General features: G+C 59.8%; 23 protein-coding genes. 15 read left to right on the top strand and 8 right to left on the bottom strand.

Annotated elements, in window-relative coordinates; all coding sequences use genetic code 11:
- The first annotated feature begins 27 nt into the window (after positions 1 to 27).
- Both IG616_RS00450 and speB read left to right on the top strand, forming a co-directional pair.
- A complete protein-coding gene (locus IG616_RS00450) occupies positions 28 to 771 on the top strand; it encodes an FkbM family methyltransferase (RefSeq protein ID WP_192145373.1) in 744 nt (247 codons plus the stop codon).
- Positions 772 to 887: 116 nt separating this feature from the next.
- A complete protein-coding gene (gene speB, locus IG616_RS00445; RefSeq protein WP_192145371.1) occupies positions 888 to 1,844 on the top strand; it encodes an agmatinase in 957 nt (318 codons plus the stop codon).
- Positions 1,845 to 1,877: 33 nt separating this feature from the next.
- Here speB and IG616_RS00440 read toward each other — a convergent pair whose 3' ends face one another.
- Both IG616_RS00440 and IG616_RS00435 read right to left on the bottom strand, forming a co-directional pair.
- Entirely contained in the window at positions 1,878 to 2,486 is a 609-nt protein-coding gene (locus IG616_RS00440; RefSeq protein WP_192145369.1) for a DUF6653 family protein, read from the bottom strand.
- A 172-nt stretch (positions 2,487 to 2,658) separates the two neighbouring features.
- Entirely contained in the window at positions 2,659 to 3,591 is a 933-nt protein-coding gene (locus IG616_RS00435) for a carbohydrate kinase family protein (protein ID WP_192145367.1), read from the bottom strand.
- A gap of 417 nt (positions 3,592 to 4,008) precedes the next feature.
- On the opposite strand from IG616_RS00435, the gene IG616_RS00430 reads away from it, so the two are divergent.
- Entirely contained in the window at positions 4,009 to 6,225 is a 2,217-nt protein-coding gene (locus IG616_RS00430) for an EAL domain-containing protein (protein ID WP_192145366.1), read from the top strand.
- 76 nt (positions 6,226 to 6,301) lie between these two features.
- On the opposite strand, the gene IG616_RS00425 is transcribed toward IG616_RS00430, so the two are convergent.
- Complete coding sequence (locus IG616_RS00425; protein ID WP_192145364.1) at positions 6,302 to 8,107, bottom strand: PHA/PHB synthase family protein; 1,806 nt, start codon at positions 8,105 to 8,107, stop codon at positions 6,302 to 6,304.
- Between the two features lie 334 nt (positions 8,108 to 8,441).
- On the opposite strand from IG616_RS00425, the gene IG616_RS00420 reads away from it, so the two are divergent.
- The 9 genes from IG616_RS00420 to IG616_RS00380 all read left to right on the top strand — a co-directional run bounded on the left by IG616_RS00420 (position 8,442) and on the right by IG616_RS00380 (position 18,017).
- A complete protein-coding gene (locus IG616_RS00420) occupies positions 8,442 to 8,777 on the top strand; it encodes a hypothetical protein (protein ID WP_192145362.1) in 336 nt (111 codons plus the stop codon).
- A 130-nt stretch (positions 8,778 to 8,907) separates the two neighbouring features.
- Positions 8,908 to 10,125 carry an LL-diaminopimelate aminotransferase gene (locus IG616_RS00415; protein ID WP_192145360.1) on the top strand — a complete coding sequence of 406 codons (1,218 nt, stop codon included), beginning with the start codon at positions 8,908 to 8,910 and terminating at the stop codon, positions 10,123 to 10,125.
- A gap of 28 nt (positions 10,126 to 10,153) precedes the next feature.
- On the top strand, positions 10,154 to 11,482 hold the full coding sequence (locus tag IG616_RS00410; protein WP_192145358.1) for a homoserine dehydrogenase: 1,329 nt from the start codon (positions 10,154 to 10,156) through the stop codon (positions 11,480 to 11,482).
- Between the two features lie 57 nt (positions 11,483 to 11,539).
- Positions 11,540 to 12,535 (top strand): class II fructose-bisphosphatase, encoded by a 996-nt coding sequence (gene glpX / locus IG616_RS00405; protein ID WP_192145356.1) that lies wholly within the window; start codon positions 11,540 to 11,542, stop codon positions 12,533 to 12,535.
- Positions 12,536 to 12,658: 123 nt separating this feature from the next.
- The gene (gene recJ / locus IG616_RS00400) at positions 12,659 to 14,479 is read left to right on the top strand and encodes a single-stranded-DNA-specific exonuclease RecJ (RefSeq protein WP_192146607.1); all 1,821 of its coding nucleotides are present in this window, start codon (positions 12,659 to 12,661) and stop codon (positions 14,477 to 14,479) included.
- A gap of 121 nt (positions 14,480 to 14,600) precedes the next feature.
- Positions 14,601 to 14,804 (top strand): hypothetical protein, encoded by a 204-nt coding sequence (locus IG616_RS00395; RefSeq protein WP_192145354.1) that lies wholly within the window; start codon positions 14,601 to 14,603, stop codon positions 14,802 to 14,804.
- Between the two features lie 85 nt (positions 14,805 to 14,889).
- The gene (locus tag IG616_RS00390) at positions 14,890 to 15,795 is read left to right on the top strand and encodes a nitrilase-related carbon-nitrogen hydrolase (protein WP_192145352.1); all 906 of its coding nucleotides are present in this window, start codon (positions 14,890 to 14,892) and stop codon (positions 15,793 to 15,795) included.
- Between the two features lie 105 nt (positions 15,796 to 15,900).
- On the top strand, positions 15,901 to 16,422 hold the full coding sequence (locus tag IG616_RS00385; RefSeq protein WP_192145350.1) for an NUDIX domain-containing protein: 522 nt from the start codon (positions 15,901 to 15,903) through the stop codon (positions 16,420 to 16,422).
- A 98-nt stretch (positions 16,423 to 16,520) separates the two neighbouring features.
- The gene (locus tag IG616_RS00380; RefSeq protein ID WP_192145348.1) at positions 16,521 to 18,017 is read left to right on the top strand and encodes an inorganic phosphate transporter; all 1,497 of its coding nucleotides are present in this window, start codon (positions 16,521 to 16,523) and stop codon (positions 18,015 to 18,017) included.
- An 11-nt stretch (positions 18,018 to 18,028) separates the two neighbouring features.
- Here IG616_RS00380 and IG616_RS00375 read toward each other — a convergent pair whose 3' ends face one another.
- The gene (locus IG616_RS00375; protein WP_192145346.1) at positions 18,029 to 18,757 is read right to left on the bottom strand and encodes an endonuclease/exonuclease/phosphatase family protein; all 729 of its coding nucleotides are present in this window, start codon (positions 18,755 to 18,757) and stop codon (positions 18,029 to 18,031) included.
- Between the two features lie 32 nt (positions 18,758 to 18,789).
- A complete protein-coding gene (locus tag IG616_RS00370; protein ID WP_192145344.1) occupies positions 18,790 to 20,154 on the bottom strand; it encodes an HD-GYP domain-containing protein in 1,365 nt (454 codons plus the stop codon).
- Positions 20,155 to 20,382: 228 nt separating this feature from the next.
- Between IG616_RS00370 and IG616_RS00365 the strand changes: the two genes are divergently transcribed.
- The 3 genes from IG616_RS00365 to fghA are packed head-to-tail and all read left to right on the top strand — an operon-like array spanning position 20,383 to position 22,851.
- Positions 20,383 to 21,495, top strand: a complete 1,113-nt coding sequence (locus tag IG616_RS00365; RefSeq protein ID WP_192145342.1) for an S-(hydroxymethyl)glutathione dehydrogenase/class III alcohol dehydrogenase — start codon at positions 20,383 to 20,385, stop codon at positions 21,493 to 21,495.
- 4 nt (positions 21,496 to 21,499) lie between these two features.
- Complete coding sequence (locus IG616_RS00360; RefSeq protein WP_192145341.1) at positions 21,500 to 22,012, top strand: GNAT family N-acetyltransferase; 513 nt, start codon at positions 21,500 to 21,502, stop codon at positions 22,010 to 22,012.
- Positions 22,013 to 22,023: 11 nt separating this feature from the next.
- Positions 22,024 to 22,851, top strand: coding sequence for an S-formylglutathione hydrolase (gene fghA / locus IG616_RS00355; protein WP_192145339.1), 828 nt, complete (start codon positions 22,024 to 22,026; stop codon positions 22,849 to 22,851).
- Positions 22,852 to 23,215: 364 nt separating this feature from the next.
- Here fghA and IG616_RS00350 read toward each other — a convergent pair whose 3' ends face one another.
- The 3 genes from IG616_RS00350 to IG616_RS00340 all read right to left on the bottom strand — a co-directional run bounded on the left by IG616_RS00350 (position 23,216) and on the right by IG616_RS00340 (position 26,180).
- Complete coding sequence (locus IG616_RS00350; RefSeq protein WP_192145337.1) at positions 23,216 to 24,295, bottom strand: LpxL/LpxP family acyltransferase; 1,080 nt, start codon at positions 24,293 to 24,295, stop codon at positions 23,216 to 23,218.
- 11 nt (positions 24,296 to 24,306) lie between these two features.
- Entirely contained in the window at positions 24,307 to 25,701 is a 1,395-nt protein-coding gene (locus IG616_RS00345; protein WP_209007202.1) for a cytochrome P450, read from the bottom strand.
- 92 nt (positions 25,702 to 25,793) lie between these two features.
- Positions 25,794 to 26,180: a DUF423 domain-containing protein gene (locus IG616_RS00340; RefSeq protein WP_192145335.1), complete on the bottom strand. Its 387-nt coding sequence runs from the start codon at positions 26,178 to 26,180 to the stop codon at positions 25,794 to 25,796.
- Between the last annotated feature and the right edge of the window lie 32 nt (positions 26,181 to 26,212).

The raw sequence follows: 26,212 nt of genomic DNA, 5'->3' as shown, positions 1-26,212 counted from the left end.
GCCATTCCCGTCTTGAGGATAATATTTGTGCTTCTGGTCTTTCTGAAAAATTGGCTCCTCCCTCCTTCCGTCTACCTCCTCGTGCGCCGTGTCCTGAACAAGAGATCCGTTGCGGCTGGCGGCATGGATGGACTGCTGGCGAAATGGCTGGACAAGGACAATGGCTTCTTTGTCGAGCTTGGAGCCAATGACGGATATTTCCAGTCGAATACCTGGACATTGGAACGCAAGCGGAACTGGCGGGGCGTTCTGATCGAGCCGAGCTTGAACAATTTCCTGACCTGCATCGACAACCGCAGTGCTCGAAACCATTTCGAGTGCTGCGCCTGTGTGCCTTTCGGGTTCGAAAAGCCCATGCTCGAACTGACCTATTCGAACCTGATGACGGTCGCCGAGACAAGTGTGCTGGATCAGGATGAGCATGCGAAGGCTGGACTGCAGAACAAGCTTTCGATTGGCTATGCCGCGGAAAAGAACGCGGAGCTGATCCGCTTTGGAGCGGTCGCCCGGACCTTGACGGATGTGCTGGAGAGAGCGTCTGCCCCGCAGGAAATCGACTTCTTAAGCCTCGATGTCGAAGGCGGTGAACTGAGCGTTCTCAAGGGGCTGGATTTCGAGAAGTACCGCTTCAACTTTATGCTGATCGAGTGCTGGAAGCTGGCTGAAATCCAGTCCTATCTCGCGGGCTTCGGCTATAAGGTGGTCGATAAGCTTTCCAAACACGACTACCTGTTTGCGCCAGCCGGGAGACATCCCGCAATGTCCGTCTGATCGCCAGTCAGTGCCAGTGCCAGCTTGAGTGGTAACGCTTGTCTTTCCCGGCAGCTTGGCTAGGGTCGTGCGGCTTCGAGGAAGTGTCGAAGCGGTTTTTCTCTGAGGAGTTCCAAATGTCCCCCATCCGTCCGCGCCCGACCGACAATGCGGTGTTCGGCAAGAGCCTGACCGGCGGTTCTCACGAGCCGACTTATGGTGGTGTGCTGTCCTTCATGCGCCGGCGCTACACCCGCGATCTGACCGGCGCCGATGCGGCTGTCTGGGGCATTCCCTTTGATGCGTCCGTCTCCAACCGTCCGGGCGCCCGGTTTGGTCCGCAAGGTGTGCGCCGGGCCTCGGCCATTTTCGACGGCGATCCGCAGTATCCCTTCGAGGCCGATCCTTTCGAAGGGCTGGCCGTGGTGGATTATGGCGATTGCTCTTTCGACTATGGCCGCAATGCCGATATCCCTGGCTGCATCGAGGCACAGGCGCGGGAGATCCTGGATCAGGATGTTCATCTCTTTTCCATCGGGGGCGATCATTTCGTCACCTATCCGCTTCTGAAAGCGCATGTGGCCAAGCATGGTCCGCTGGCGCTGGTCCAGTTTGACGCCCATCAGGATACCTGGCCCGACATGGGCGACCGGATCGACCACGGCACTTTCACCGGACGCGCCGTGCGGGAAGGGCTGATTGATCCGGAAAAGTCGATCCAGATCGGTATCCGCACCCATGCACCGGAGACCTGTGGCCTGGAGATTCTCTACGGTGAGGAAGTCGAACTGCTGGGTGTCAATGGTGTGGTCGAGATGATCAAGGACCGGGTGGGGTCGTCCAAGGCCTACATGACGTTCGATATCGACTGCCTGGATCCGGCTTATGCTCCGGGAACGGGCACACCTGTCGCTGGCGGTCTTTCCAGCCGGGAAGCTTTGATGATCCTGCGCCGGCTCGGCAGCCTGGACTTCGTTGGCGGGGATGTGGTGGAAGTGTCTCCGGCCTATGATCACGCGGACATCACGTCCATCGCTGGTGCCACCATAGCCCAGTACTATCTGGGTCTCCTGGCCGAAAAAAAGCGCGGTTAAGCAGGCTGAGCGGTTTTGTCCGGGGTCTGCCGTTCAGGCGGACTCCGGAACCTTCCGGTTCGCCTTCCTGGCTGGATTGTCGTTGTCCGGTGCGGTCGACCAGAAACGGTAAAGTGGGTGGGCGTCGCGCATCCGGTCATAGAGAAGAGCCATCCGGTTTAGAAACACGAGCTTGCCTGCGTAGGTCACGATCATACCGGTGACTGCAAGGAGCGGGTTGATCGTGATGGCGCCATAAACGGCTGTGGCAAAGCCAAGGCCTGTGACCAGGGACAGGCGCATGGCGGCACGGGCTTCGTCCTGCGGGATAGGAACTGCCATCCTGTTGATCCAGATCCGTTCTCCGAATGCCGAACGTGCAATCCAGGTGTCAAAGCGGGTTGGGGCCGGAAACAGCCGCGGACTGACCAAGAGCCAGGTGAAGACAATCAGTGTCAGGCCTGCTGCTGCCGGTGTTCCGATCCAGGCGTGACTGGCCAGAGAGGCGAGCAGGAAGGGCAGGGTTGCCATTCTCGTATGAACGCTCCAGGGCGAAACATGCCGCCGCCAGACCTTGGCGGTCATGCCAAGGGCCCTGATTTGACCTGCTTGCGCAGGTGCTCGCGCCGGATCGGGCCGGAAGCGCCTTTGCAGCTGCTGCATTGTTGTTGCCCCTGGCGGTTTTACTTCCGTTCGCGTTCAGATATGTTCCGCTCCCTGCGTGACGTCTGGCGGTCCAGGCGGTCCGTCGTACCGGAAATGGAAACAAGTCTTCACTTATACAGCGAAAACGCCTCCAGGGCCAGTAAGTAGAGACAAGCAGGCGGCTTGGGCTTCATGCCGCAGTCAGCTCAGACCGCCACGGCGGGTTGGCGCCTGCACGGGAGACGGTTACCGCGGCAACCTTGGCGCCGAATGCCAGGGCCTGTGAAATGTCCTCCGCACCGGCCTTTGCCAGCGCCTCACGGCTCAGGAGCTTGCGGTCTTGCAGGCTGGCCAGCACGCCGGCGTTGAATGTGTCCCCGGCTCCAACCGTGTCGACAACGGTGACGCTCTGCCCGTGAACGGAGACCTGCTGCCCATTCTGCAGAAAGCCGAGCGCGCCGTCCTTGCCCTTGGTGACAAGCACGATACCCGCGCCCTTGGCCTGAAGACGGGCGGCCTTGTCTGCAAGTGTCGCGTCTCCCGGTTCAAGCCAATGGAGATCTTCATCGGAAACCTTGAGGATGTCGGCGCGCGCAGTCATCCGGTCGAGCCTGTCCCTGTAGCGGTTTTCATCCTTGATGAACCCGGGACGGATGTTCGGATCGATCATAACCACCCGGTCCCCGGCGTCCGCTGCAAGAGCGGCATAGGCCTCGGCGCAGGGCTCGACAGCCAGACTGATGCCGCCCAGGTAAAGTGCCGTGACAGAGGTGGGCAGAGGTGGGAGCTCCTCCGGGCTCAGAAGCCGTCCGGCGGAGTTCTCATCATAGAATGTATAGCTGGCATGACCGCCGGTGAGTTCGACAAATGCAAGCGTGGTAGGGCGGCTTGAGGTAATGCAGAGGGAGGTGTCGACATTGCTCGCGGTGAGTCCCGTTGCCAGCTGCTGGCCGAAAAGATCGGTCGAAAGGCCTGTCAGCATTCCTGCCGGGCATTCCAGCCGGCCCAGAGCGATGGCGGTATTATAGACAGCGCCTCCTGCCAGCGGCAGATAGGCTTTCTCCCCGCTGCCCGTTTGTGCCGGGATCATGTCAATCAAAGCTTCGCCACAGCACAAGATCATTCCATTCCTCTCCTAAACGCAATTTGGGCGGCTGCAATCGCCAATGGGGCAGACGCATCAGGCTGCCTGCTTTGTGCACCGCCTCGAAACGGCGGCAAGCGCTGGCATGATCATCTGATGACAGACAGCAATTTATCCTTGTAGTGAATTTGCCCGGCGGTGTGATGTTAATTTCTTCAGTTGCAGAACTGTGCACTCAATTTTCAACTTTAATTAAAACTGTTCAAAGGTTCCTTTAGGGAATTTTCAGCAATTCAGACATACTTTGTACCCGGGTGATGGTTCCGGAGGTCCTTTGGTTCCGGTCTGCGGACGGTTTCCTCGATTTTGGGTGCTGCTTCCCCTGGTTGTCCACGTTTCGAAGGGAGTGGGGAAATCACGAAGAAAGAGACCAGGCTTTCTCCAGAAGATCCGCAGGTGCAATCCCTTGCTGGACATACGGAATGGTTGCGCCTGGTTGTCGATCAGGTGAGTGACTACCTGTTCATCAAGGATCGTGACTGCCGCTTTGTCTTTGCCAACCGCTCGGTGGCAGAAGATCTCGGCATAAAAAATGCCGTTGACCTTCTGGGCCGGTCCGACGCGGACATTCATTCTCCACAGCTGGCGCGGAAGTATGAAGCGGACGAACGCGAAGTCATGCGCAGCGGCGAGCCGAAGATCGATTTCGAAGAATTCATTATACGTCCGGATGGCACCAGAAAGTGGGTTTCCTCTTCCAAGTTCCCACTCCGTGGTGAAAACGGTGTAGTCTACGGCATATTCGGTATTTCCCGCGATATTACTGCCAGAAAACGCACAGAACTGCTGATGACAGGTCAGGCGCGTATTCTGGAAATGATCGCTACCGGGCGGCCGCTTCCAGAGGTTCTGGAAGCGCTTTTGTGCATGATCGAAGAGCAGCTTGACGGTGTCTTGGGGTCAATTTTGCTGCTGGATGAATCCGGAAAGCGTCTTTTGCACGGCGCGGCCCCCAGTTTGCCGAAAGCTTATTGCGATCACATTCACGGTGTTGAGATCGGCCAGGCGGTCGGATCATGCGGAACCGCAGCCTTTACAGGGCAGCCGGTTATTGTTGATGATATCATGACAAACCCGCTCTGGGCGCCATACACGGCTCTTGCTGAGCCGTTTGGGTTGACCTCCTGCTGGTCGACACCGATCATTTCTCATGACAAGAAAGTGCTGGGCACCTTCGCGATGTACCGCCAGGGCGGCCCGATCGCTGATGTGGCCGAGAGCAAGCTGATCGCTGATACCGTGCGTCTGGCAGCCATTGCGATCGAGCGGACCCGGGCTGAGGAACGTATCCGTTTTCTCGCCGAAAATGACACGCTGACCGGCCTTCCAAACCGGCGCGAACTGGAGCATCAGCTCGAACAGTTGCTTGTGGATGCGGAGAAAAACAAGACCGGCGTTGCGGTCGTGTTCTGCGACATTGACCGGTTCAAGTCGGTGAACGACAGCTTTGGCCATGCAATCGGGGATCTGGTTTTGCAGATCGTCTCCGAGCGGATCCGTGAAGTTCTTCCCGACGACCATATTCTGATCCGGTTTGGCGGAGATGAATTTGTTCTGGTCATCAGTGGAGGTCTAGCGGAAAAAACAAATCTGCAGGAGTTGCTTGGCAGAGTCCGGGCTGCCGTGGCCGCGCCGATGCATCTCGCTGGCCAAACCTTCCGCATCACCTGCAGCATGGGGACGTCAGTCTACCCGGAAGATGGCGCGACCGCAGAGGTGCTTTTGCAGCACGCGGACACCGCCATGTATCAGTCCAAGAAGTCCGGGCGGGATACCTTCCAGTTCTATGACCGGATGATGAGCGAAGGCAGCCTGATGGACCTGACTTTGCTTGAGGACATGCGTGTCGGTCTGGAGAGCAACCAGTTTTTCCTCGAATATCAGCCGCAGTTCGATCTTCAGAGCGGTCAATTGATCGGTCTGGAGGCTCTAGCGCGCTGGAATCATCCCAAAAAGGGCAGGGTGCCGCCAAGCCGGTTCATTCCTCTTGCGGAAGAGAGTGGCCTGATTGGGGCGCTCGGCGACTGGGTTCTTGAGGAAGCATGCCGTCAGGTGCAGCGGTGGAACGAAAAAGGCTACGATCCGATCCTGATGGCGGTGAATGTCTCGCAGCGCCAGTTCAGTGATGTCAACCTGGTGAAGAAGGTAAAAGAAACGCTTCAGGTTCATGGCGTTAAACCCAGCGCCTTCGAGTTTGAGATCACCGAAAGCCTTCTTGCAGAAAGCCCGCAAATGGCTGTGGCCAAGCTGTCGGAGCTGAGGGCGATGGGTATGAAGCTGGCAATTGATGACTTCGGAACCGGCTATTCGAGCCTGAGTGCTCTTCGCAGCTTCCCGCTGACCCGGCTGAAGATCGACCGGACCTTTATCGAAAATGCGGCCTCAGATCCTGGAAGTCAGGGAATCGTCCGCTCGATTATTCTGCTTGGGCGGGAGCTTGGATTGAACGTGATCGCAGAAGGCGTCGAGACCAACGCTCAGAAAGAGTTTCTGTTGCGGAGTGGTTGCGTATGCGGTCAGGGCTATCTTTTCGGTGCTCCCATGGGGGCAGATGAGATTGTGAAGCTTCTGGCCCGCAGCCCGCCTGCACAGCTGCGCGGGATTGCATCCTGACGCGGATCTGCCGGGGCAAAGCAGCCTCCTTCCGGCTAAGGCCGCCATCTCAGCCGGAAGGACGCACGGTACTGATTCAGACGCGGGTTTTCACATAGCTTCCCGGGGCGTCTTCCAGGATCTTGACCCGGTTGGCGCCAGGCTTTCTTGCCTTGACCAGATCGCCATTCTGTTCACGGATCCAAGCATCCCAATGCGGCCACCAGGAGCCAGGGTTTTCTTTGGCCTTGTCCAGCCAGTCCTCAAGCTTGCCCTTGGGCCGATCGCCGGTCCAATACTGGTACTTGTTCTTGGCCGGAGGGTTGACCACACCTGCGATGTGCCCTGACCCGGATAGCACATAATCGACTGGGCCTCCAAAACAGGTGCTGCCGAGGAAGACCGACTGCGGCGGGGCGATGTGATCCTCGCGGGTTGCAAGGTTGTAGATCGGGATCTTGACCTTGGAGAGATCCAGTTTCTTGCCGCCAATTTCCATTTTCCCCTTGGCCAGATTGTTCTCCAGGTAGCAGTTCCGCAGGTAGAACGAGTGGTTGGCAGCAGGCATGCGGGTAGAGTCGGAGTTCCAGTAGAGAAGGTCGAAGGGGAAGGGGTCCTTGCCCTTCAGATAGTTGTTCACGACGTAGGACCAGATCAGGTCGTTTGAGCGCAGCATGTTGAAGGCAGAGGCCATTTTGGACCCGTCAAGATAGCCTTGCTCGGCCATCTTCCTCTCCAGCAGCGAGATCTGTTCCTCGTCGACAAAGACCTTCAGGTCTCCCGCGAAAGTGAAATCGACCTGTGTGGTGAAGAAGGTTGCACTGGCGATGCGCTTGTCGCCGGTCGCAGCCATATAGGCGAGGGTGACTGCAAGCAGTGTGCCGCCGACGCAATAGCCGATGGCATTGACCTCTTCCTGCTTCGTCGCGCGCTTGATGACGTCAAGGGTATGAAGGATCCCCTCCTTCATATAGTGCTCGAAGCTCTTTTCCGCCTGGCGGGCATCCGGGTTCACCCAGGAAATGACAAAGACCGTATGACCCTGGTCCACACACCACTTGATGAAGGATTTTTCAGGCGTCAGGTCGAGAATATAGAACTTGTTGATCCAGGGCGGGACGATCATCAGAGGCCGCTTGAGCACCTCGGGCGTCGCCGGGTCGTACTGGATGACCTGGCAGACATCGTTCTGGGCAATCACCTTGCCGGGTGTGAGACCAAGGTTTTCTCCCAGGGCAAACTTGCTCATGTCCGTCTGGCGGATTTTGAGGTCGCCGCGGCCGGCCCTGATATCTTCCACCAGGTGCTGCATCCCCTTGACCAGGTTCTCGCCATTGCTTTCCACGGTCAGCCGCAAAAGCTCCGGATTGGTCATCAGGAAGTTGGATGGCGACAGGGCGTTGGAGATCTGATTGACGTAGAATTCGGCCTTGTGGCGCGTGTGCTCGTCCAGATCCTTGGCATCGAGCACCAGATCCTCAGCCCATTTGCTGGTGATCAGGTAGAGCTGCTTGATGAAGTCGAAATACTGGTTGTTGTTCCAGTCCGGATCGGCAAAGCGCTTATCGCGGGAGGGAGGGCTGGCAGCCGGTTCGGCAGTCTCGCCCATCATGCGCTTGAGCGACGAATTCCAGAGAGTGATGTAGCCGTTGATGAGGCGGGACTGTGCCGCAACGGCACGCTCTGGATCAGAGATCCAGTATTCCCCCACCTGGGCAAGGGTCTTGATGATGCCTGTCAGCTCATCTGCGCCCTCTTGCTTGACTTCGCCTTTTTCACGCGGCTCCAGATAGGCTGCGAGTGCCTTGCCGGCATTCTCAAGGGTTTTGGCCAGGTTCTGGGCGAAGGCTTCCGGATTGTTGATAATATATTGCAGCACAGGATGCTGCCGGTCTTCAGCCATAAATTAGGATCCCCTCCGGCTATTTCCGGCTGGCGCACTGAAAATAAGGTGTGCCTGCCTTCTCCCATAAAAACTTCACCTGGATACTCAGAAACCTTGCCCTGAGGACGCTTGCGCGCAGCTGCCGGTGCAGCTCACCGTTTTGTGTGACCGTACAAGGTATTTATGACATGATTTCCCTTGCGGCGTCGAATGGGAAAATGAGGACCCGGCCATGCAGTAAATGACGATCTGCCGTCATGATGGATTCTGCATCTTCCCACCTGCCTCAATCGATCCTACATAGGTCGCGGCTGTTCTGCCGGTATTCTTTCTGAAACGTTCTGGACCTCCCGTGACGCGCCTTCCGATCCATGCCCTTCTGGTCACACTTGCACTGCTGCCTGCGGGCTGTGCTCTTGGCCCCGAATCCTCGCTGTTTGATGCCATGCAGGCAGCCCAAACCGGAGGGGCCCAACCCCCAAAAGTGACGGCTTCCACAACGCCCGCGCCGCCAGGTGAGAGTGAGGTGAATGCCACCATTTCCCGTCTCAAGAGTTTGAGTGAAAGCAGGCAGCACAAACAGGAAGGTCAAATGCTGTCTTCGGTCGAGGAACTGCTGATTTTGCGCCAGAAACAGCAGGGGGACCTTGTGGAAGTGCCTGCCAGTGGCAGCATCTCTCAAAATTAGCTGTCTATTGCCTTAAAGACGGGTGCGCATTTTTCAAGGTGCTGATAAAAGGGCGCTGCCGCGGCTGGAGCAAAACGGGCTCAGCTTGCGGAAAGTAGCATTTTGCCGAGCCAATTTGAGGACCCGCGCCATGGAGGAATTCCACAAGACGAAACGGCTTCCGCCGTATGTCTTTGAACAGGTCAACCGTTTGAAGGCAAAGGCGCGAGCGGCGGGCGCGGATATCATCGATCTCGGCATGGGCAATCCGGATCTGCCGACCCCTAAGCATATCGTCGATAAACTGACCGAAGTGGTGCAGGACCCGCGGTCCCACCGCTATTCCGCTTCCAAAGGCATTCAGGGGCTCCGCAAGGCTCAGGCTGGCTATTATGCCCGCCGTTTCGGTGTGAAGCTCAATCCTGACACTCAGGTCGTTGCGACGCTGGGGTCCAAGGAAGGGTTCGCCAACATGGCGCAGGCGATCACCGCGCCTGGCGACGTTGTGCTGAGTCCCAACCCGAGCTACCCGATCCACACCTTCGGGTTCCTGATGGCGGGTGCAGCGATCCGTTCCATTCCGGCTGAGCCGGGGCCGGAGTTCTTCCATGCTCTTGAGCGCGCGGTGATCCATTCGGTGCCCAAGCCGCTGGCAGTCATTCTCTGCTATCCGGCGAACCCGACCGCCTATTGCGCGGATCTGGAGTTCTACAAGGATGTTGTGGCCTTTGCCCGCAAGCACGAGATCTTCATCCTGTCGGATCTTGCCTATTCAGAAATCTACTTCGGCGATACGCCGCCGCCGTCTGTCCTTCAGGTGCCGGGTGCGATCGAGGTGACTGCCGAGTTCACCTCCTTGTCCAAGACCTTCTCCATGCCGGGCTGGCGCATGGGCTTTGCCGTCGGCAATGAGCGCCTCATCGCCGCCTTGACCCGCGTTAAGTCCTACCTGGACTACGGCGCGTTCACCCCCATTCAGGTAGCCGCCACGGCAGCGCTGAACGGGTCGGATGAGTGCGTTGCCGAAACCCGTGCGATCTACAAGAAGCGCCGGGATGTGGTGATCGAATCCTTTGGCCGCGCTGGCTGGGATATGCCCGCTCCAGACGCCAGCATGTTCATCTGGGCGCCGATCCCGGAGAAGTTCAAAGCGCTCGGCAGTCTTGAATTTTCCAAGCTCTTGCTTGAAAAGGCCGAGGTAGCTGTTGCGCCGGGCATCGGTTTCGGCGAATACGGCGATGACTTTGTCCGGATCGGGCTGGTGGAAAACGAACAGCGTTTGCGCCAGGCCGCCCGGAATGTGCGCCGTTTCCTGGAGACAGCGGAAACAACGCTGCATAATCAGGTCCCGCTCGGGGCCTCCCGCTGACATTAAACAGATCTGGATTGCGTGACTTATGGCTAAGGCGTTGAGACTGGGGATTGCGGGGCTCGGAACTGTTGGAGCGTCCGTTGTCCGTCTTCTGGCCAAGCAGGGTAACCGGATTGCGGTAAAGACCGGCGGGGCCATTACGGTCTCTGCCGTGAGTGCGCGTGATCCGGGCCGTGACAGGGGAGTAGACCTCACCGGAGCCACATGGTTCACCGACCCGGTCGAGTTGGCCAAGTCGGATGCAATTGATGTCTTCGTCGAGTTGATCGGCGGAGACAACGGTCCGGCTGAAGCCAGCGTCCGTGCGGCGCTGGAAACCGGCAAGCATGTGGTCACGGCCAACAAGGCGCTTCTTGCCAAGCATGGCGTCGAGCTGGCGGCACTTGCCGAGAAAAACGGTGTTTGCCTGAACTATGAAGCCGCAGTCGCCGGTGGAATCCCCATCGTCAAGACGCTGCGCGAGAGCATGGCTGGCAACGATATCTCCCGCGTCTATGGCATTCTCAACGGCACCTGCAACTACATCCTGACCCGGATGGAGGCAGAAGGCCTGTCTTTCGGCGAGTGCCTGGCGGATGCGCAGCGTCTTGGATATGCGGAAGCGGACCCGACCTTTGACATCGAAGGATTTGATACGGCGCATAAGCTGGCCATCCTGACCAGTCTGTCTTTCGGCACCAGGATCGCTTCCGACGACATCTATGTCGAAGGGATCACCTCGATCACGACCGCGGATATTCAGGCGGCGGATGAACTTGGCTACCGGATCAAGCTGCTGGGCGTTGCCCAGCGGACGGAGACCGGTATCGAGCAACGCGTTCACCCCACCATGGTTCCGAAGTCTTCCGCGATTGCCCGGATCGACGGCGTTCTGAACGCTGTTGCCGTGGATGGCGACTTTGTCGGGGAGATCGTTCTCGCAGGGCCAGGGGCCGGGGGAAATGCCACGGCGTCTTCCGTGGTTGCCGATATCGCGGATATTGCCCGCGGCGACCGGTCGCCTGTCCTTGGCGTGCCTACGGCAGAGCTTGAAGATTATGTGCGGGCGCGGATGCGCCTGCATGAAGGCGGCTATTACATCCGCCTGTCCGTTCCGGATCGCCCGGGTGCGTTTGCAGAAATTGCGCGCAGCATGGCCGATGCGGGTATTTCGCTTGAGTCCATCGTTCAGCGGCGGCGCGAGCATATTGCTGGTGATGAAGGCGAAGGGTCACCGGAAGTTCGTCAGACCGTGATCCTTATCACGCATGAAACAACCGAAGTGGCTGTAAGGGAAGCTCTGGAAGCCATTTGCGCCAAGGGGGTGGTCGCTGGATCGCCTCAAATGATCCGTATCGAAAAACTATCCTCGTGAGAGGGGGCATCCCCGGCTCACGGGCCGCTGGGGTGGCCGGGAGAATTGGAGAACCTGATGTCGAATGCTGAAGCCACCGCTGCAAGCGGACTGGACCGAATCCTGACACTGGAGCTGGCACGTGTTGCCGAGCGTGCAGCCGTTTCTGCCGCCCGTCTGCGTGGCCATGGCGACGAAATGGCCGCCGACCAGGCAGCTGTCGACGCCATGCGGCGCGAACTGAACCGCCTGCCGATTGATGGGACCGTCGTGATCGGGGAAGGCGAGCGCGACGAGGCTCCGATGCTCTATATCGGCGAGAACGTTGGCACCAAGCAGGGCCCGAAGGTCGATATTGCCCTGGACCCGCTGGAAGGCACCACCATCTGTGCCAAGAACCTGCCAAACTCGCTTGCCGTGATCGCGCTGGCTCCGGAGGGCGGTCTTCTGAACGCCCCCGACAGCTATATGGACAAGATCGCCATCGGCCCAGGCTATCCGGCTGGCCTGATCGACCTGGATGCGCCGATTGCCGAGAATCTGGCAGCCGTTGCCCGTGAGAAGGGCGTGAAGATCAACGAGATCACCGCCTGCGTTCTTGACCGCCCGCGTCACGCCCGTCTGATCGAGGACATCCGGGCCACCGGCGCTGCAATCCGTCTGATTGGCGATGGCGACGTTGCCGGTGTGATCCACACCACGGACACGGAAGAAACCGGTATCGACCTTTACGCCGGTATCGGTGGCGCTCCGGAAGGCGTTCTTGCGGCTGCGGCCCTGCGCTGCATCGGCGGCCAGATGCAGTCCCGTCTCGTCATCACCCGCGACGAGCAGGTGGAGCGTGCGCACCGCATGGGCATCGACGACATCAAGAAGAAGTACACCCTTGAGGAAATGGCCGGTCCGGACGTTCTCTTCGCCGCAACCGGCGTGACCGACGGCAACCTGCTGCAGGGTGTGCGTTTCGGCCGGAACCACATCACCACCCACACGGTCGTGATGCGCTCGTCCACCGGTACCGTGCGTTACATCAAGGCGCAGCATCACCAGCTGGAAAAGTTCCACCTGGATTGAGAATACGTGGCACCGGAGGCCTGAAAGCAGGCCTCCGGTGATCCCTTTCAGCCCTCCGGGCCAAGCCTTACCGGATAAAGCAATGAGATGGACCGGTCTGTACGGACAGGCAAGGACAGCAAGATGAACGGCCCGGCAGCGGAAAGCGGTCCGGGCCGTGCCGTTTTGGGCGTTACCCGGTCCGCCAATGACAACACCTGGCGCGAGCGGCTGAGCCAGGCTGAGGTCCTTGCGGCGATGACCATCTCCCAGCGCTCCGGCCTGCCGGATGTTCTGGCGCGGGTCATGGCGGCCCGTGGCGTGTTGCCGGATCATGCGGAAGAGTTTCTGTCTCCGTCCCTGAAGACGCTCATGCCGGATCCATCTTCTCTGGTTTCCATGGACCTGGCTGTAACCCGCGTTGCGGACGCGGTGCAGGCGGGCAAGCGCATCGCGATTTTCGGCGACTATGACGTCGATGGTGCGACGTCTTCGTCGATTCTCGCCCGGTATTTGAGATGGATGGGGCTGGATCCCGTCATTCATATCCCCGACCGCATCATTGAAGGCTATGGTCCCAATGGCCCGGCCATCGAGGCACTGCGGGCTGGTGGCGCCGAGCTTCTGGTGACGGTCGATTGCGGCAGCACCTCCTTTGAGGCCTTTGAGGTTGCCGCCGGTCTTGGCCTGGATGTGGTTGTGCTCGACCACCACCAGGTGGGCGAGGAACTGCCTGCCGTCGCAGCGCTGGTCAACCCCAACCGGCAGGACGACCTTTCGGGGCAGGGGCATCTGGCCGCCGTTGGTGTCACCTTTCTGTTTCTTGTCGGTTTGAACCGCGAATTGCGCGCCCGCGGGGCGTTCAATGGCCGGACCCCGCCGGATCTGATGTCGCTTCTGGATCTCGTGGCCCTTGGAACCGTCTGCGACGTCGTGCCCCTGCAGGGGCTCAATCGCGCCTATGTGACCCGGGGCCTGGAGGTGATGCACCGACGTGGCAACTCCGGTCTCTCAAATCTGTGCGATGTGGCTCGGGTGGGCGGCAAGCCGGCGGCCTATCACCTCGGTTTCCTGCTTGGCCCCCGCATCAATGCGGGCGGACGCATCGGGGATGCAGCGCTCGGGGCACGGCTCTTGACCTGTGAGGACGAGAGCGAAGCCCGTGCCATTGCCGAGCGTCTCGATCAGCTCAACGCCGAACGTCAGGCCATGGAAGCGGTCATGCTGGAACAGGCAGGGGCGCAGGCCGCTATTGCCATTGATCAGCAGGACCCAGCCGTATTGCTGACGGGCTCTGAGGAGTGGCATCCGGGTATCGTTGGTCTGATTGCCTCCCGGCTGAAGGATGCGCACCGCCGTCCGGCCTTTGCAATCGCCTATGACGATAGCGGCAAGGGAACGGGGTCTGGCCGCTCTATCCAGGGGGTGGATCTCGGCAAGGCTGTCCGTAAGGCGGTTGACCTCAAGCTTCTGGAAAAGGGCGGCGGCCATGCCATGGCGGCTGGCCTGACCGTGCGCAAGGAACGGGAAGGGGATCTGATGGCCTTCTTCAACGAAACCCTGCGCGCGGATGTCGAAGTTGCGGCGTCTCACCGCGACCTGAAGATTGACGCCGCCCTGACGGTGACAGGGGCAAGCCTGGAACTGATGGAGCAGCTGGAGCGGGCCGGTCCTTATGGCGCAGGCCATCCCGAGCCGGTCTTTGCCTTTCCCGCGCATCGTGTGTCCTTTGCCGATGTGGTTGGCAACGGCCATGTGCGTGCAACCATTGCCGCGCCGGATGGCACCGCGCTCAAGGCCATTGCCTTCAAGGCGGCTGACAAGCCTCATGGCAAGATGATGCTGGATGAGCGGGGCCGGAATCTGCATTTCGCCGGCACGCTGTCGATAGACACCTGGCAGGGAGCCCCGAAGGTGCAGCTCCGAATTCTGGATACGGCCGACCCTCAAAAAGTGCGGGTCTGACCGGTTCCGGGGGCGGGGAGATAAACATTTCTCTCGTGATTTATGCTTAACGGTCTTTAACGGTTTCGCAAGAACCGGCAGGTTAGAGTTGCTCCAGGTGAAGAAAACGCCAGGGACAGCAATGACCGCTCAGGATGAGTTGAAACAGATTCTTGCCGAACTGGACCGGTCTGCGGATCGTGTTCTGGACGGGTTGGCCCAGGTGCGCAGCGGTTCAAAATTGACGCGGCTTCGTCCGTCTCCTCTGTTGCTCGGCTGTGAAATTGGCTCGCTGGTCGCGCTTGCAACCTTGATCCGGGTCTGGATTGAACGGGGCCTGCACTAAGCAAGGTTTACCTTCCCCTGGAAATGCGGCAACACTCCAGCAGGCTTCAAGGCCTGCTTTTTCATTTCAGCAGACGGATTTCTTCATGCAGGACTATACGATCGCCCTCTGGTCTTTGAATGCTGGCGTTGCACCCGCCTCCCTGGAAGCGTTCATCGGGCGTATTGAGGAGAAGATGCTGGCGGCCAAGGCGGAAGGCTCCAAACTCCTGATGATGCCGGAATATGCGATTGAAGCCTGTCTGGCGTTCAAGCCGGAAGGTCTTGAGCCGACGAAGGAAATGGCTTTCCTGGCGTCTGTCGCGAAAGGTCTGATCCAAGGCTTGAAGCCTTTGGTCAAGCGTCACGGTATTTCCGTTCTTGCCGGATCCCTGCCCGTCGCGCTCGGGGAGGGGCATACAAATACCGCCGTGCTGCTGACAGCGGATGGGCGTGAAATCAGACAGGACAAGCTGTCCCTGACGCCGGGAGAGAAAGACCCGGATAGCTGGATGCTGACGGGCGGGACCCGGCTTGGTACATTTGAGCTGGATGGCTTGAAGATGGCGATCCTGATCTGCCTGGATGTCGAGATGCCAGCCCATTCCAGTCTTCTTGCCCTGGAAAATATCGACCTGCTGCTCGTGCCGTCCATGACCAGCTACCTCTCCGGCTATCACCGGGTGTTCGACTGTGCCAAAGCCCGGGCCGTGGAGCTGATGACATCTGTCGCGGTGTGCGGCGTCGTCGGTGCTTCGCCTGCGTCCACGCAGAACGATACGAATGTGTCGGGCGCGGCGCTTTATGTGCCCTGCGAGGAGGAACTGGGCTTTACCGGTGTTGCGGCCAGCATCGCGCCGACGGGCGGGGAATCAGGTGAAGAGCCTTTCCTGATCGCAAACGTTCCGGTTGATTCGGTCCGGAAATTACGCGGAGGGGCTGCTGAAGTGTGGCCCGGAGCCTGGTCTGCTGCACATGTGTGCATTGGAGAGGCTGCTATCGAGCGATTTTGAGGGATTCGCGGTTGAATCCTGTGTTTAGCCGACCATATTGAGTGGCCAGTACAGGCAAAGCCTGACTACTCTTTTCCATTGTCCACTTGTAACCGGGTGCCGGCTATGACTTTGACGCTCTCCTCCAGGAGGGCTGCGCGGCCATTTTTCCGTGCAGTGACTTCTCTTTTTCAAAGGCCGCCCCGCCTTCAGATCGCTGCTCTGTGTTACCGCGTGATGGCTGACCCGGGGCCAGACGGTAAACGGTGCGAAGTTCTGATGGTCACTTCGCGCGGAACCGGGCGCTGGATTCTGCCGAAGGGCTGGCCGATCATGACCCGCAAAGGCCACAAGACCGCCGAGATCGAAGCCTTTGAAGAAGCCGGTGTGAACGGCAAGGCCGGCAAGAAGCCTTTTGCCTCGTTTCAGTCCCACAAAGGGTTCAGAGGCGGGTTTGCCGTGCCGACGGATGTGCTGGTTTACCTGGTCGAGGTGACAGGGGAGACGCAGGACTATCCGGAACTCGGCCAGCGCGAGCGCAAGTGGATGCCGATCGAGGATGCTGTGAAGATCGCATCCGAACCGGGTATCGCGCGGGTTCTCTCACGTTTTAATAGTGAGATGGCTAATATTCTGGCCTCACGGTAATCTTGGCAATTGACCTTTTGCGGGTTTCGTCTATCGCCTCTGGCTGAAACGGGCCATCCAGGCCGCAACTGAAAACGGAACCAGGATCAATTCCAGGGATGACCAATTACAAGAAACCGACCCTCGACAAGGATCTGGACAAGCTTGGTTACATGGAGGAAGCCGCCGGCAGCATCGGCCGCAGGCTTGTTGCTCCTGGAATTGCGCTTCTTTTCATCACCCTCTCTGCCGTGATCGCTGGGGCGACGGGTTCCGGTCACCCGGGATTGTTTGTCGTCATCGCAGCCGCAGCCATCGGTGCCTATATGGCTCTGAACATTGGCGCGAACGATGTCGCCAACAATGTCGGCCCTGCGGTCGGCTCCCGCGCCATGACCATGACGACCGCGCTGATTATTGCTGCTGTCTTTGAAAGCGCCGGCGCGCTTGTCGCAGGCGGAGATGTGGTTGGCACGATCTCCAAGGGCATCGTTGATCCGGCAAGTGTTGCCAGCCCAGGCATCTTTACAGCTGCCATGATGGCGGCGCTCATGTCGTCCGCACTCTGGATCAACCTTGCTACCTGGATTGGCGCGCCGGTTTCCACCACCCACTCGATTGTTGGCGGCGTGATGGGCGCCGGTATCGCAGCGGCCGGTTTCGCTGCGGTTCAGTGGGGAACGGTCGGCAGCATTGCTGCCAGCTGGGTGATCTCGCCGCTGTTTGGGGGCGTGATCGCCGCAGCATTCCTGGCCTTCATCAAGAATTTCATCGTTTATCAGGACGACAAGCTTGCGGCGGCCCGCCGCTGGGTGCCTGTTCTCATCGCGGTGATGGCAGGTGCCTTCACTGCCTATCTCGCCATGAAGGGGCTGAGCAAGGTCATCAAGATTGGCCTTGGAGAAGCGTGCGGAGCCGGTCTGGCCGTTGGTCTGCTCTCCTGGATCATCTGCCGCCCTCTTGTGGCCCGTCAGTCCCGTGGACTTGAAAACCGCAACCAGTCACTCCGCAAGTTGTTCGCCTTGCCCTTGATCTGTTCCGCAGCGCTCTTGTCTTTTGCCCATGGCGCAAATGATGTGGCGAACGCCGTGGGGCCGCTTGCTGCGATCGTTCACACGGCAGAGCTTGGTGACGTTGCGGAGAAGGTCACCATTCCGCTTTGGGTGATGGCTGTCGGAGCCCTTGGCATTTCCTTCGGGCTTGTGTTGTTCGGGCCGCGCCTGATCGACATGGTGGGGGCGCAGATCACCAAGCTGAACCCGATGCGGGCCTTCTGCGTGGCTTTGTCCGCAGCCATCACAGTGATTATCGCGTCCGCTCTGGGGCTGCCGGTGAGTTCGACACATATCGCGGTCGGCGCGGTCTTTGGCGTTGGTTTCTACCGCGAATGGTACACGGAGAACTCCGCCCGGCGCATGGCTTACATGGAACGCAAGCACGACGACAAGATCAAGAAGGTGCGCCCGCTCAAGAACCGGGAAGAGCAGACCCGGCGCAAGCTGGTCCGCCGCGCGCATTTCATGACGATTGTGGCCGCCTGGGTCGTCACCGTTCCTGTTGCGGCCATTCTGTCTGGCGTGCTCTATTTCCTGCTGGTGCCGTTCCTCGCAGGCTGAGGGCCAGCCTGTCAGATCAAACTGGCCCTGGCAAAGCGTTCGGATTGCTCGACCGCCAGCTCTGCCCAGACGGGCAGGTGATCTGAAGCGATTTTGGCGGTCGCCGAGCTATGCACTCCCGCTGTCATCACGCGCACGTTGTGGCTCGTGATGATCCGGTCCAGGCTTGCGACAGGCATGGGCGAGGGAAAGCTGCGGCCTGGTGTCGTTACCTCGAAATGCGGTGAGAACAGCTTCAGGCTGGAGGCCCGGTCCCGCCACTCGTTCAGGTCGCCGACCAGGACAGTTGGAACACCGTGGGCGCTTGAATGAATCTGATCCATGATCGACAGGATCTGGCGCTTGCGGAAGGTTCCCACAAGGCTCAGATGCATGGCCGCGATCCGGATGCGGATTCCTCTGATCTCGACATCTGCTGTCACCGCTCCGCGCGGTTCCAGCTGGGGTAGATCGAGCCGACTGCAGGAGAGGATACTGGCAGACTTCCGCACCAGCAGAGCATTCCCGTGCCAGCCAAGGCTTTTGCTGCGCACCGCCAGCGGTACGATCTGAAAATCTGTCTTTTCGGCGATCTCTTCCGGGCAGAGGGTGCTTTCGCGCGGGCCGAAGCGCCTGTCCGCCTCCTGCAGGGCCAGGATATCGCAATCCATCTCGCGGATCACCTGCAACGTCCGCTCCGGACGCCGGCGCGCGTCAACACCGATGCTTTTTTGAATGTTGTACGAGCCGATCTTGAGCATGGGGCCTGTTTGTTCGGTCTGATTGCAAGGTTTCAAGCAGCTTTATCCAAATTGAGGCGTTCCATGACGCTTTCAAGGGCCATGAGGCACTGAGGGTCAATTCCCGTGCCCGCATCCTCGCGCAGGATACCGAGAGCCTTGGCCACGGGCATGGCCGCCCGATAGGGCCGGTCCGCCGTCAGTGCGTCAAATATATCGGCCAGGGTGACGATCCGTGTTTCCATGGAAATCTGCTTGCCGGAAAGTCCGTCCGGATAGCCCCTGCCATCGAGCCGTTCATGATGGCCGCGGGCAATCTGGGTCAGCCCATTGAAGGCCGCACTGCGCGACAGGATCTGGTCCGAATAGACCGGATGATTGCGCATGGCGAGCCATTCTGTGTCGGAAAGCTTACCCGGCTTGTCGAGAATGGCGTTGCTCACACCCAGCTTGCCGATGTCATGGAGAAGGGCAACCCGCTTCAGCGCCTGTCGGTCGTTGCCGCTGTAGCCCATCGCCTCGGCAATCATATCCGTATAGATCGTCACCCGCTCGCTATGGCCTGCCGTGTAGGGGCTCTTGCTGTCGATCACCTCGGCAAAGCCTTCGGCGATATGGTCCAGCATTCCGGCAGACACGGTGCGGGTCGAATGCCCGGGGGCCAGTTCATAGACCTTGCGTTCCAGGTCCGGGCTGGCGAGATCTTCCCAGAATTGCGTGTCCGCCGTAGCGCTGAGGAAAGCTGCCACAAGGGCTGGATCGAACCAGCCTCCGGCACGGGTGCCGATCTCGCGGCGGGCGGCCTCCGGCGTCGTGCTGGTCTGGAAGACGTCAGCCACTTGCGCCATGAGGGCAATCTGGGAGCTGACGGGAATGGCTTTTCCCGAGATGCCCTGCGGCTTGCCCGAGCCGTCCCAATGTTCGTCCAGCGAGCGGATACCGGCGCAGACAGTTTCTGAAAACCCCATCTTTGCAGCGATATCCGAGCCCTTATGGCAACGGGTTTCGATCAGCTCAGAAGTGATTTCGCCGCCGTTCTGCAGGATGTGCACGATGGCGCGGACCCGTTCAGCAAGGCTATGGCTGAGACCTGTGTGGGAGAGAACAAACCGCAGCGCCTGGGACATGCTGCCATTGACGAACTTGTAATCCCGTTTGAGGGCCAGATCATCGGCGAGATAAAGCTCGCAGATCCGCGCCGCATTGCTGGAGCAGCCAAGATCCTTCAGCAGGATCGCATAGTAGATATCCTCATGCAGATGCTCGGGCAGGCCTGCTGCCTTCGCGACTGCCATGCCGATCCAGCAGCAACGCAGGCTATGGCCGCGCGGCTGGCCTTCCGTCATGTCCAAGGCATGGGTCAGGGCTCCGATCAGACCGGTCAGTGGCAGGTCAAGCGAAAGTGTTTGTGGAAGCATTCTCTGCGGCCCCGCATGATCAACCGGGCCACGACACCAGAAAGCTCTTAAATAAGTCCTGTTTCAATTCCGGAATTTGGGCTCAAATTCAACTTTTCGCAGGCTTTACGCTTATCGGATATCTCTATGGCACACATGGCTGCCTTGGGTTTTCATGTGCGGCAAGGTCCGCTATCAGGGTACTGGAAACGACACGGCTGCTTCGCGGCAGCACAGGGAGATGATGAGATGCAGACGAGAGCGGCTTTGGCGGTTGGGGCGGGCAAGCCCCTTGAGGTAACGACGGTCAATCTTGAAGGTCCGAAGGCCTTTGAGGTTCTGGTCGAGATCAAGGCGACGGGCGTTTGCCACACGGACGAGTTCACGCTGTCTGGAGCGGATCCGGAAGGCCTGTTCCCGGCGATTCTGGGCCATGAAGGCGCGGGCGTTGTGGTCGAGGTTGGCCCGGGCGTGACCAGTCTGAAGCCGGGCGACCACGTGATCCCGCTTTATACGCCCGAGTGCCGCCAGTGCGAATACTGCCTCAACCCGAAGACCAACCTGTGCCAGTCGATCCGCTCGACGCAAGGGCAGGGCCTGATGCCGGACGGTACGCCGCGGTTCTCGACGCTGGATGGGGATCCGATCCTGCATTACATGGGCACCTCGACCTTCTCCAACTTCACGGTTGTGCCCGAGATTGCACTGGCGAAGATCCGCGAAGATGCGCCGTTCGACAAGGTCTGCTACATCGGCTGCGGCGTGACGACGGGCATTGGCGCGGTGATCAACACGGCCAAGGTGGAGATCGGCTCCAAGGCGATCGTCTTTGGTCTGGGCGGCATTGGCCTGAATGTTCTCCAGGGCCTGCGGCTTGCAGGCGCGGATATGATCGTCGGTGTGGATCTCAACCCGTCGAAGGTTCCGATGGCGGAGCGCTTCGGCATGACCCATTTCGTCAATCCTGCCGCAGTGGAGGGGGATCTGGTTGCCTATCTGGTCAATCTGACCAAGGGCGGCGCGGATTACACCTTTGATGCCACGGGCAATGTGAAGGTGATGCGCACGGCGCTTGAATGCGCGCACAAGGGCTGGGGCGAATCGATCATCATCGGGGTTGCGCCTGCCGGAGCGGAGATCTCGACCCGTCCGTTCCAGCTGGTGACGGGCCGGTCCTGGCGCGGCACGGCCTTTGGCGGCGCGCGCGGGCGCACGGATGTGCCGAAGATCGTCGACTGGTACATGGACGGCAAGATCGAGATCGATCCGATGATCACCCACACCATGCCGCTCGACGACATCAACAAGGCCTTCGACCTCATGCATGCCGGCGAATCCATCCGCTCCGTCGTCATTTACTGAGGTCATGGCTGACCTTCTGATCCGTCCCTTCTCCCCATCCGATTCGGATGGGGTTTGGGGCATGTTGCAGCCGGTGTTTTCAGCCGGGGAGACCTATGCGGTTGACCCGGCGATCTCCCGCGACGATGCGCTTGCCTACTGGCTGAACGGCCATGAGGTCTTCGTGGTTGAGGAAGAAGGTGTCCTGTTGGGCACCTATTTCCTGTGCCCGAACCAGAAGGGTGGCGGAGCCCACGTATGCAATTGCGGTTTTGTCACGGCGCTGGCCGCGACAGGCAAGGGCGTTGCTAGGCGGATGCTGGCACACTCTCTGGAGGCCGCGCCGCAACGCGGCTTCCGGGCCATGCAGTTCAATTTCGTCGTCTCCACGAACACGCGCGCCGTTGCTATCTGGCAAAGCCATGGCTTTGATATCGTGGGCCGTTTGCCTGGGGCGTTCAACCATCCGGTCCAGGGTTATGTGGACGCATTTGTGATGTACCGGGATCTGACCGGTCCCGCGGCTCAAGAAAAATAATGGAGGTTTTGATGCAAACCATTTCCGAAAACCGCTGCTACGGCGGGGTTCAGGGCGTTTATTCCCACGCCTCCAAGACCTGCGGCGTCGACATGACCTTCGCCGTCTACATGCCCCCGCAGGCCAAGGATGGTCCGGTGCCGGTGCTCTGGTACCTGTCGGGCCTGACCTGCACCCATGAGAACGCCATGACCAAGGCGGGGCTTCAGGAGCACGCAGCCGAGTTCGGCATTGCCGTCGTCTTCCCGGACACCAGCCCGCGCGGCGAAGGCGTTGCCAATGACGAGGCTTATGATCTGGGGCAGGGCGCAGGCTTCTACGTCAATGCCACGGAAAGCCCCTGGGCGCCGCATTTCCGCATGTATGACTATGTGACACAGGAACTGCGCGATCTTGTGCAGAAGACCTTCGCCGTCAACAGCCGTCATGGCATCACCGGCCATTCCATGGGTGGTCATGGCGCTCTGACGCTGGCGATGAACGAGCCGGATCTCTATCAGTCCCTGTCCGCTTTCGCTCCGATTGCCCATCCGAGCCAGTCCGACTGGGGCCGCAAGCAGCTTGCCGCCTATCTCGGCGAGGATGAGAGCCTTTGGGCCGCTCACGATGCGACCTTGCTGGTCAAGTCCAAGGGCTGGAAGGGGGACATCCTGATCGATCAGGGAGCGAGTGACCAGTTCCTCGATCTCCTGAAGCCGGAGGCGCTGGCTGGCGCTCTGGCCGAGGCCCGCATCCCGTCGACCTTCCGGATGCAGGAAGGCTATGACCACTCCTATTACTTCGTCTCCACCTTCGGCTGGGATCACATGGCCTGGCACGCGGAACGTCTTCTGGGATGATCCTTTCTCAATGCAAGTCCCGGCTCATGTGCCGGTGCTTGCTCTTCAAGGCCAGTCTCTCAATTCAGCATCTTTTCCGCAGTGGGATCTCGCGGTTGTCTTGATCAGGTCACAGTTGAGCCCGTTCGCCTTACTCTGCAAATGAGTAGGCCCCGGATCTCCGCTGCTCTGCGTCCGGGGGGGGGGGGGGGCATCCGGACTCAGCTCACCGGTCACCCCGGGCGAGCTCTGCGAGACCCGGGGCCCACTCATTTGCAGAGTCTTGCAGAGTCTGGCAGCACCTGCTGTTCCCCTGCAGCGTCCCGCGCACGTTTGATCTGTTTCCGCTGAGTTTTGGCAGGGCATCTAGACGATGGGGCAGGCCCTATCTGTCATCCGCTCTTGCCCGCTGCCGGGCGATGTGGTCCTGCCGGGCCTGATCGTCTTCAAAGCCTTCGGGCAGGCGCAGTTCGGAAAGCATGTACCAGTGCTCGATGTCCCGTAGCACCACGGGCTCAAAGACATCGTTCAGGCGCTGAAGCGTCTCTTCGACCGGATACCGCTCCTTGCCATCGCCTGATGGCTCAAGCGGTGGCTCGATGATCAGGTCGAAGCGGGAGCCCTTGCGGCGCAGGTAGACCGGAAGGATTGTCCCGCCGGACGCATTGGCAAGCTTGATTGCCACGACGCCGTTTCCCGCCTCTGGAACCGGGCGGCCGAAGAGCGGCAGATGGACCTGATTGATCCGCATCTCGTCGATGAAGATCATCAGGTTGGAGGCGCCGCCCGTCAGCAGCCGGTGCAGCCGGTAGGCGCTCCTCTGGCCTGGTGGAAACAGATACTGGTTCCGTTTCCGGCGCAGGTTATAGACGATGCGGTTGCTGAAGCGGCAAGGCTCCGGCTGGAACGGGCCTGTACAGGGCGCCGCCAGGTCCAGGTGGAAGGCCGTGAAAGCCGCTTCCCAGGTTCCCAGATGCATGGAGACAATGACGAGCGGTCCGCCAAGGGTCTTGGCGGCCTCGAGATGCTCCCGCCCATGAACGGTGATCCTGCCACGGGTCCAGATCGTGTTGGCCTTTGCGAACTCGGCCATGGTGCTGCTGATGTTTTGCCACCAGCGGATCAGGGACCTGCGCTGCTCACCCGGATTGTTCTTCAGTTCCGGCTGCAGCGCGAAGAGATTGCGGGCGATCCGTTTTGCGAAAATCCGGTTTTGAAACCGGATTCTGGCAAGATGAGAAAGATGCCGGCCGAAGGCCGTCACAAATCCGGATGGGGATGCTGCCAGCAGATGATGGGTGCCGGTGTTGACCAAACCCTGCAGGCCGGAGGTCCCCCAGTAGTTCCAGGCGCTCTTTCGCGCGGACGGGTCTTTGCCTAAGAGGTCCGCAAGCGCAGGGGCAGGCGGTTCCTCCGGCAAGGTTTCTTCAAAGGGAATGTCCTGGAACTGAAGAGGCTTTTTCACGTCAAGCCAGCTCAAGCCCGTTCGCGCAGGATCATGGGCAGATCGTTGCCGGGCCGCAAGGTAAGACGGCAAACCGGCTGGATGTCTTCGCCCGGCTTGAGCTCCAGCGAGAACTTCGAGGCAAGGGTCGCCAGCGACAGGATCGACTCTGTCATGCCGAACTGCAGGCCAGCACAGATGCGCGGACCGATGGAGAAGGGCACATAGCCATATTTGTTCGGCCGTTTGCTGTCTTCCAGGAACCGCTCCGGCCAGAAGGCGTCCGGTTTGTCCCAAAGGTTCGGGTTGCGGTGCATGAGCCACGGCACGACCATCACAATCGAGCCCTTGGGCACACGGGTTCCGGACAGGGTTGCATCTTCCATGGCCTGGCGCGCGAGGATCGGCACCGGCGGATAGAGCCGCAGGGTCTCTTCGATGATTGCCTTGGTGTAGGGCAGATTTGCGACGTCCTGGAAGGTCGGGGTCCGTCCGTCCAGAACCCGGTCCAGCTCCTCATGGAGCTTTGCGGCAACGCGGGGGGACTTGGACAGAAGGAACCAGGTCCAGGCCAGCGTGTTCGCTGTGGTCTCGTGGCCGGCCATGAAGATCACGGCGGCTTCGCTGCGGATCGCTTCGCGTGACAGCGGACGGCCATCCTCGTCGCGGGCTTCCAGAAGACCGCCGATGACCGAGGCTTCACCGCTTTCCTTCTGGGCGTGGTAGCTGTCGATGATCTCGTCCAGAACGGAGAGGATCCGGTTGACGGATTGCTTGATGGCGCTGCCCCTGAAACGCGGCATCCAGTCCGGCAGTCCCAGCATGGACTGAATGTCGATCTGGTCGATATGGCGCTGATAATCCGAAAAGCCCTGAACCACTTCAGAGGCGTAGTTACCACCGAGGTTCCGGCCAAAAATCGTCCGGCAGATGATTTCCGCCGTCAGATGCGCCATTTCCTCCAGCGCGTCGATCTCCGTGCCTTCTCCCTTTTGCGCCCAGGCGTCGCGGGTTTCGGTTATCGTGTCGACCATGATCGGGGCAAAGCCCGGCACGCGCGAGCCGTGGATGATTGGGGCGACCACCTTGCGGCGCTTGCGCCAGGTCTCCGTGTCGCTGATGAACAAGCCATCGCCCAGCAGGGGCTCCAGCGCATGGCGCATTTGCGGGCTCTTGCGCTGGAAAGCCTGATGGTTCGACTGGAAGGCCTCGTGCACCACATCCGGCTGATTGCAGACGAATAGATGGGTGCGCAGAACGCGCTGGCTCATGAACCGGCGGGCAAAGTCCCGCTGCGACCAGATGGAGAGGAAGTTCTTCCGCGCCAGGCCGATCAGCTTGATGACCGATGGCTGGGTTTCATGCCGGAACGGGTAGGGCGGGATGAAATCGTCTTCGTCCGTGGGAATGGTCGCGTGGGCGGTCAAGGCTTGCCTCGTCAATCAGTATTCAAAAACACCCTGTCATAGCGCTTCCCGGGTGTCTTTGCATCCTCTCAAATCATCGCAGACCTGTGAGGTCAGCGGGGACGGATCCAGAGGGCGCTCGAAAGGGTTGCGAGCCAGGACAGGATCATCAGACTGCCGCCTGTGGGGGCCGCCATGGGAAAAAGCCTGTCACCGAGCATGGCGCGGGAGACGAGATCGCCGCAAAAGAGAACGAGGCCGCAGGTCATCAAGATGGCCGCAACCGGCAGGAACGGAACCCTCCGCACCTGGGACAGGGCTGCGATCGCCAGGAGGGCTGGCGCATGGAAGAGCAGCATTTCAGCGGCAAGGCGCATCAGACCGGTGTCGTCGAGATGGGCGGAGGCGGCCATCAGGGCAACGCCTGCAGCGCCAGCCAGACCGCCGAGGATCAGGCCGGCCCGGAAGAGTGGCGCTGTGGGGGATGTGTCTTGGGTCATGGAACGAGAACCTTGAGAGAGAAGGACCCATC

Origin of the sequence: Roseibium litorale (assembly GCF_014842915.1) — a bacterium.
Lineage (GTDB): Bacteria > Pseudomonadota > Alphaproteobacteria > Rhizobiales > Stappiaceae > Roseibium > Roseibium litorale.
This window is presented reverse-complemented; position numbering and strand designations above follow the sequence as displayed.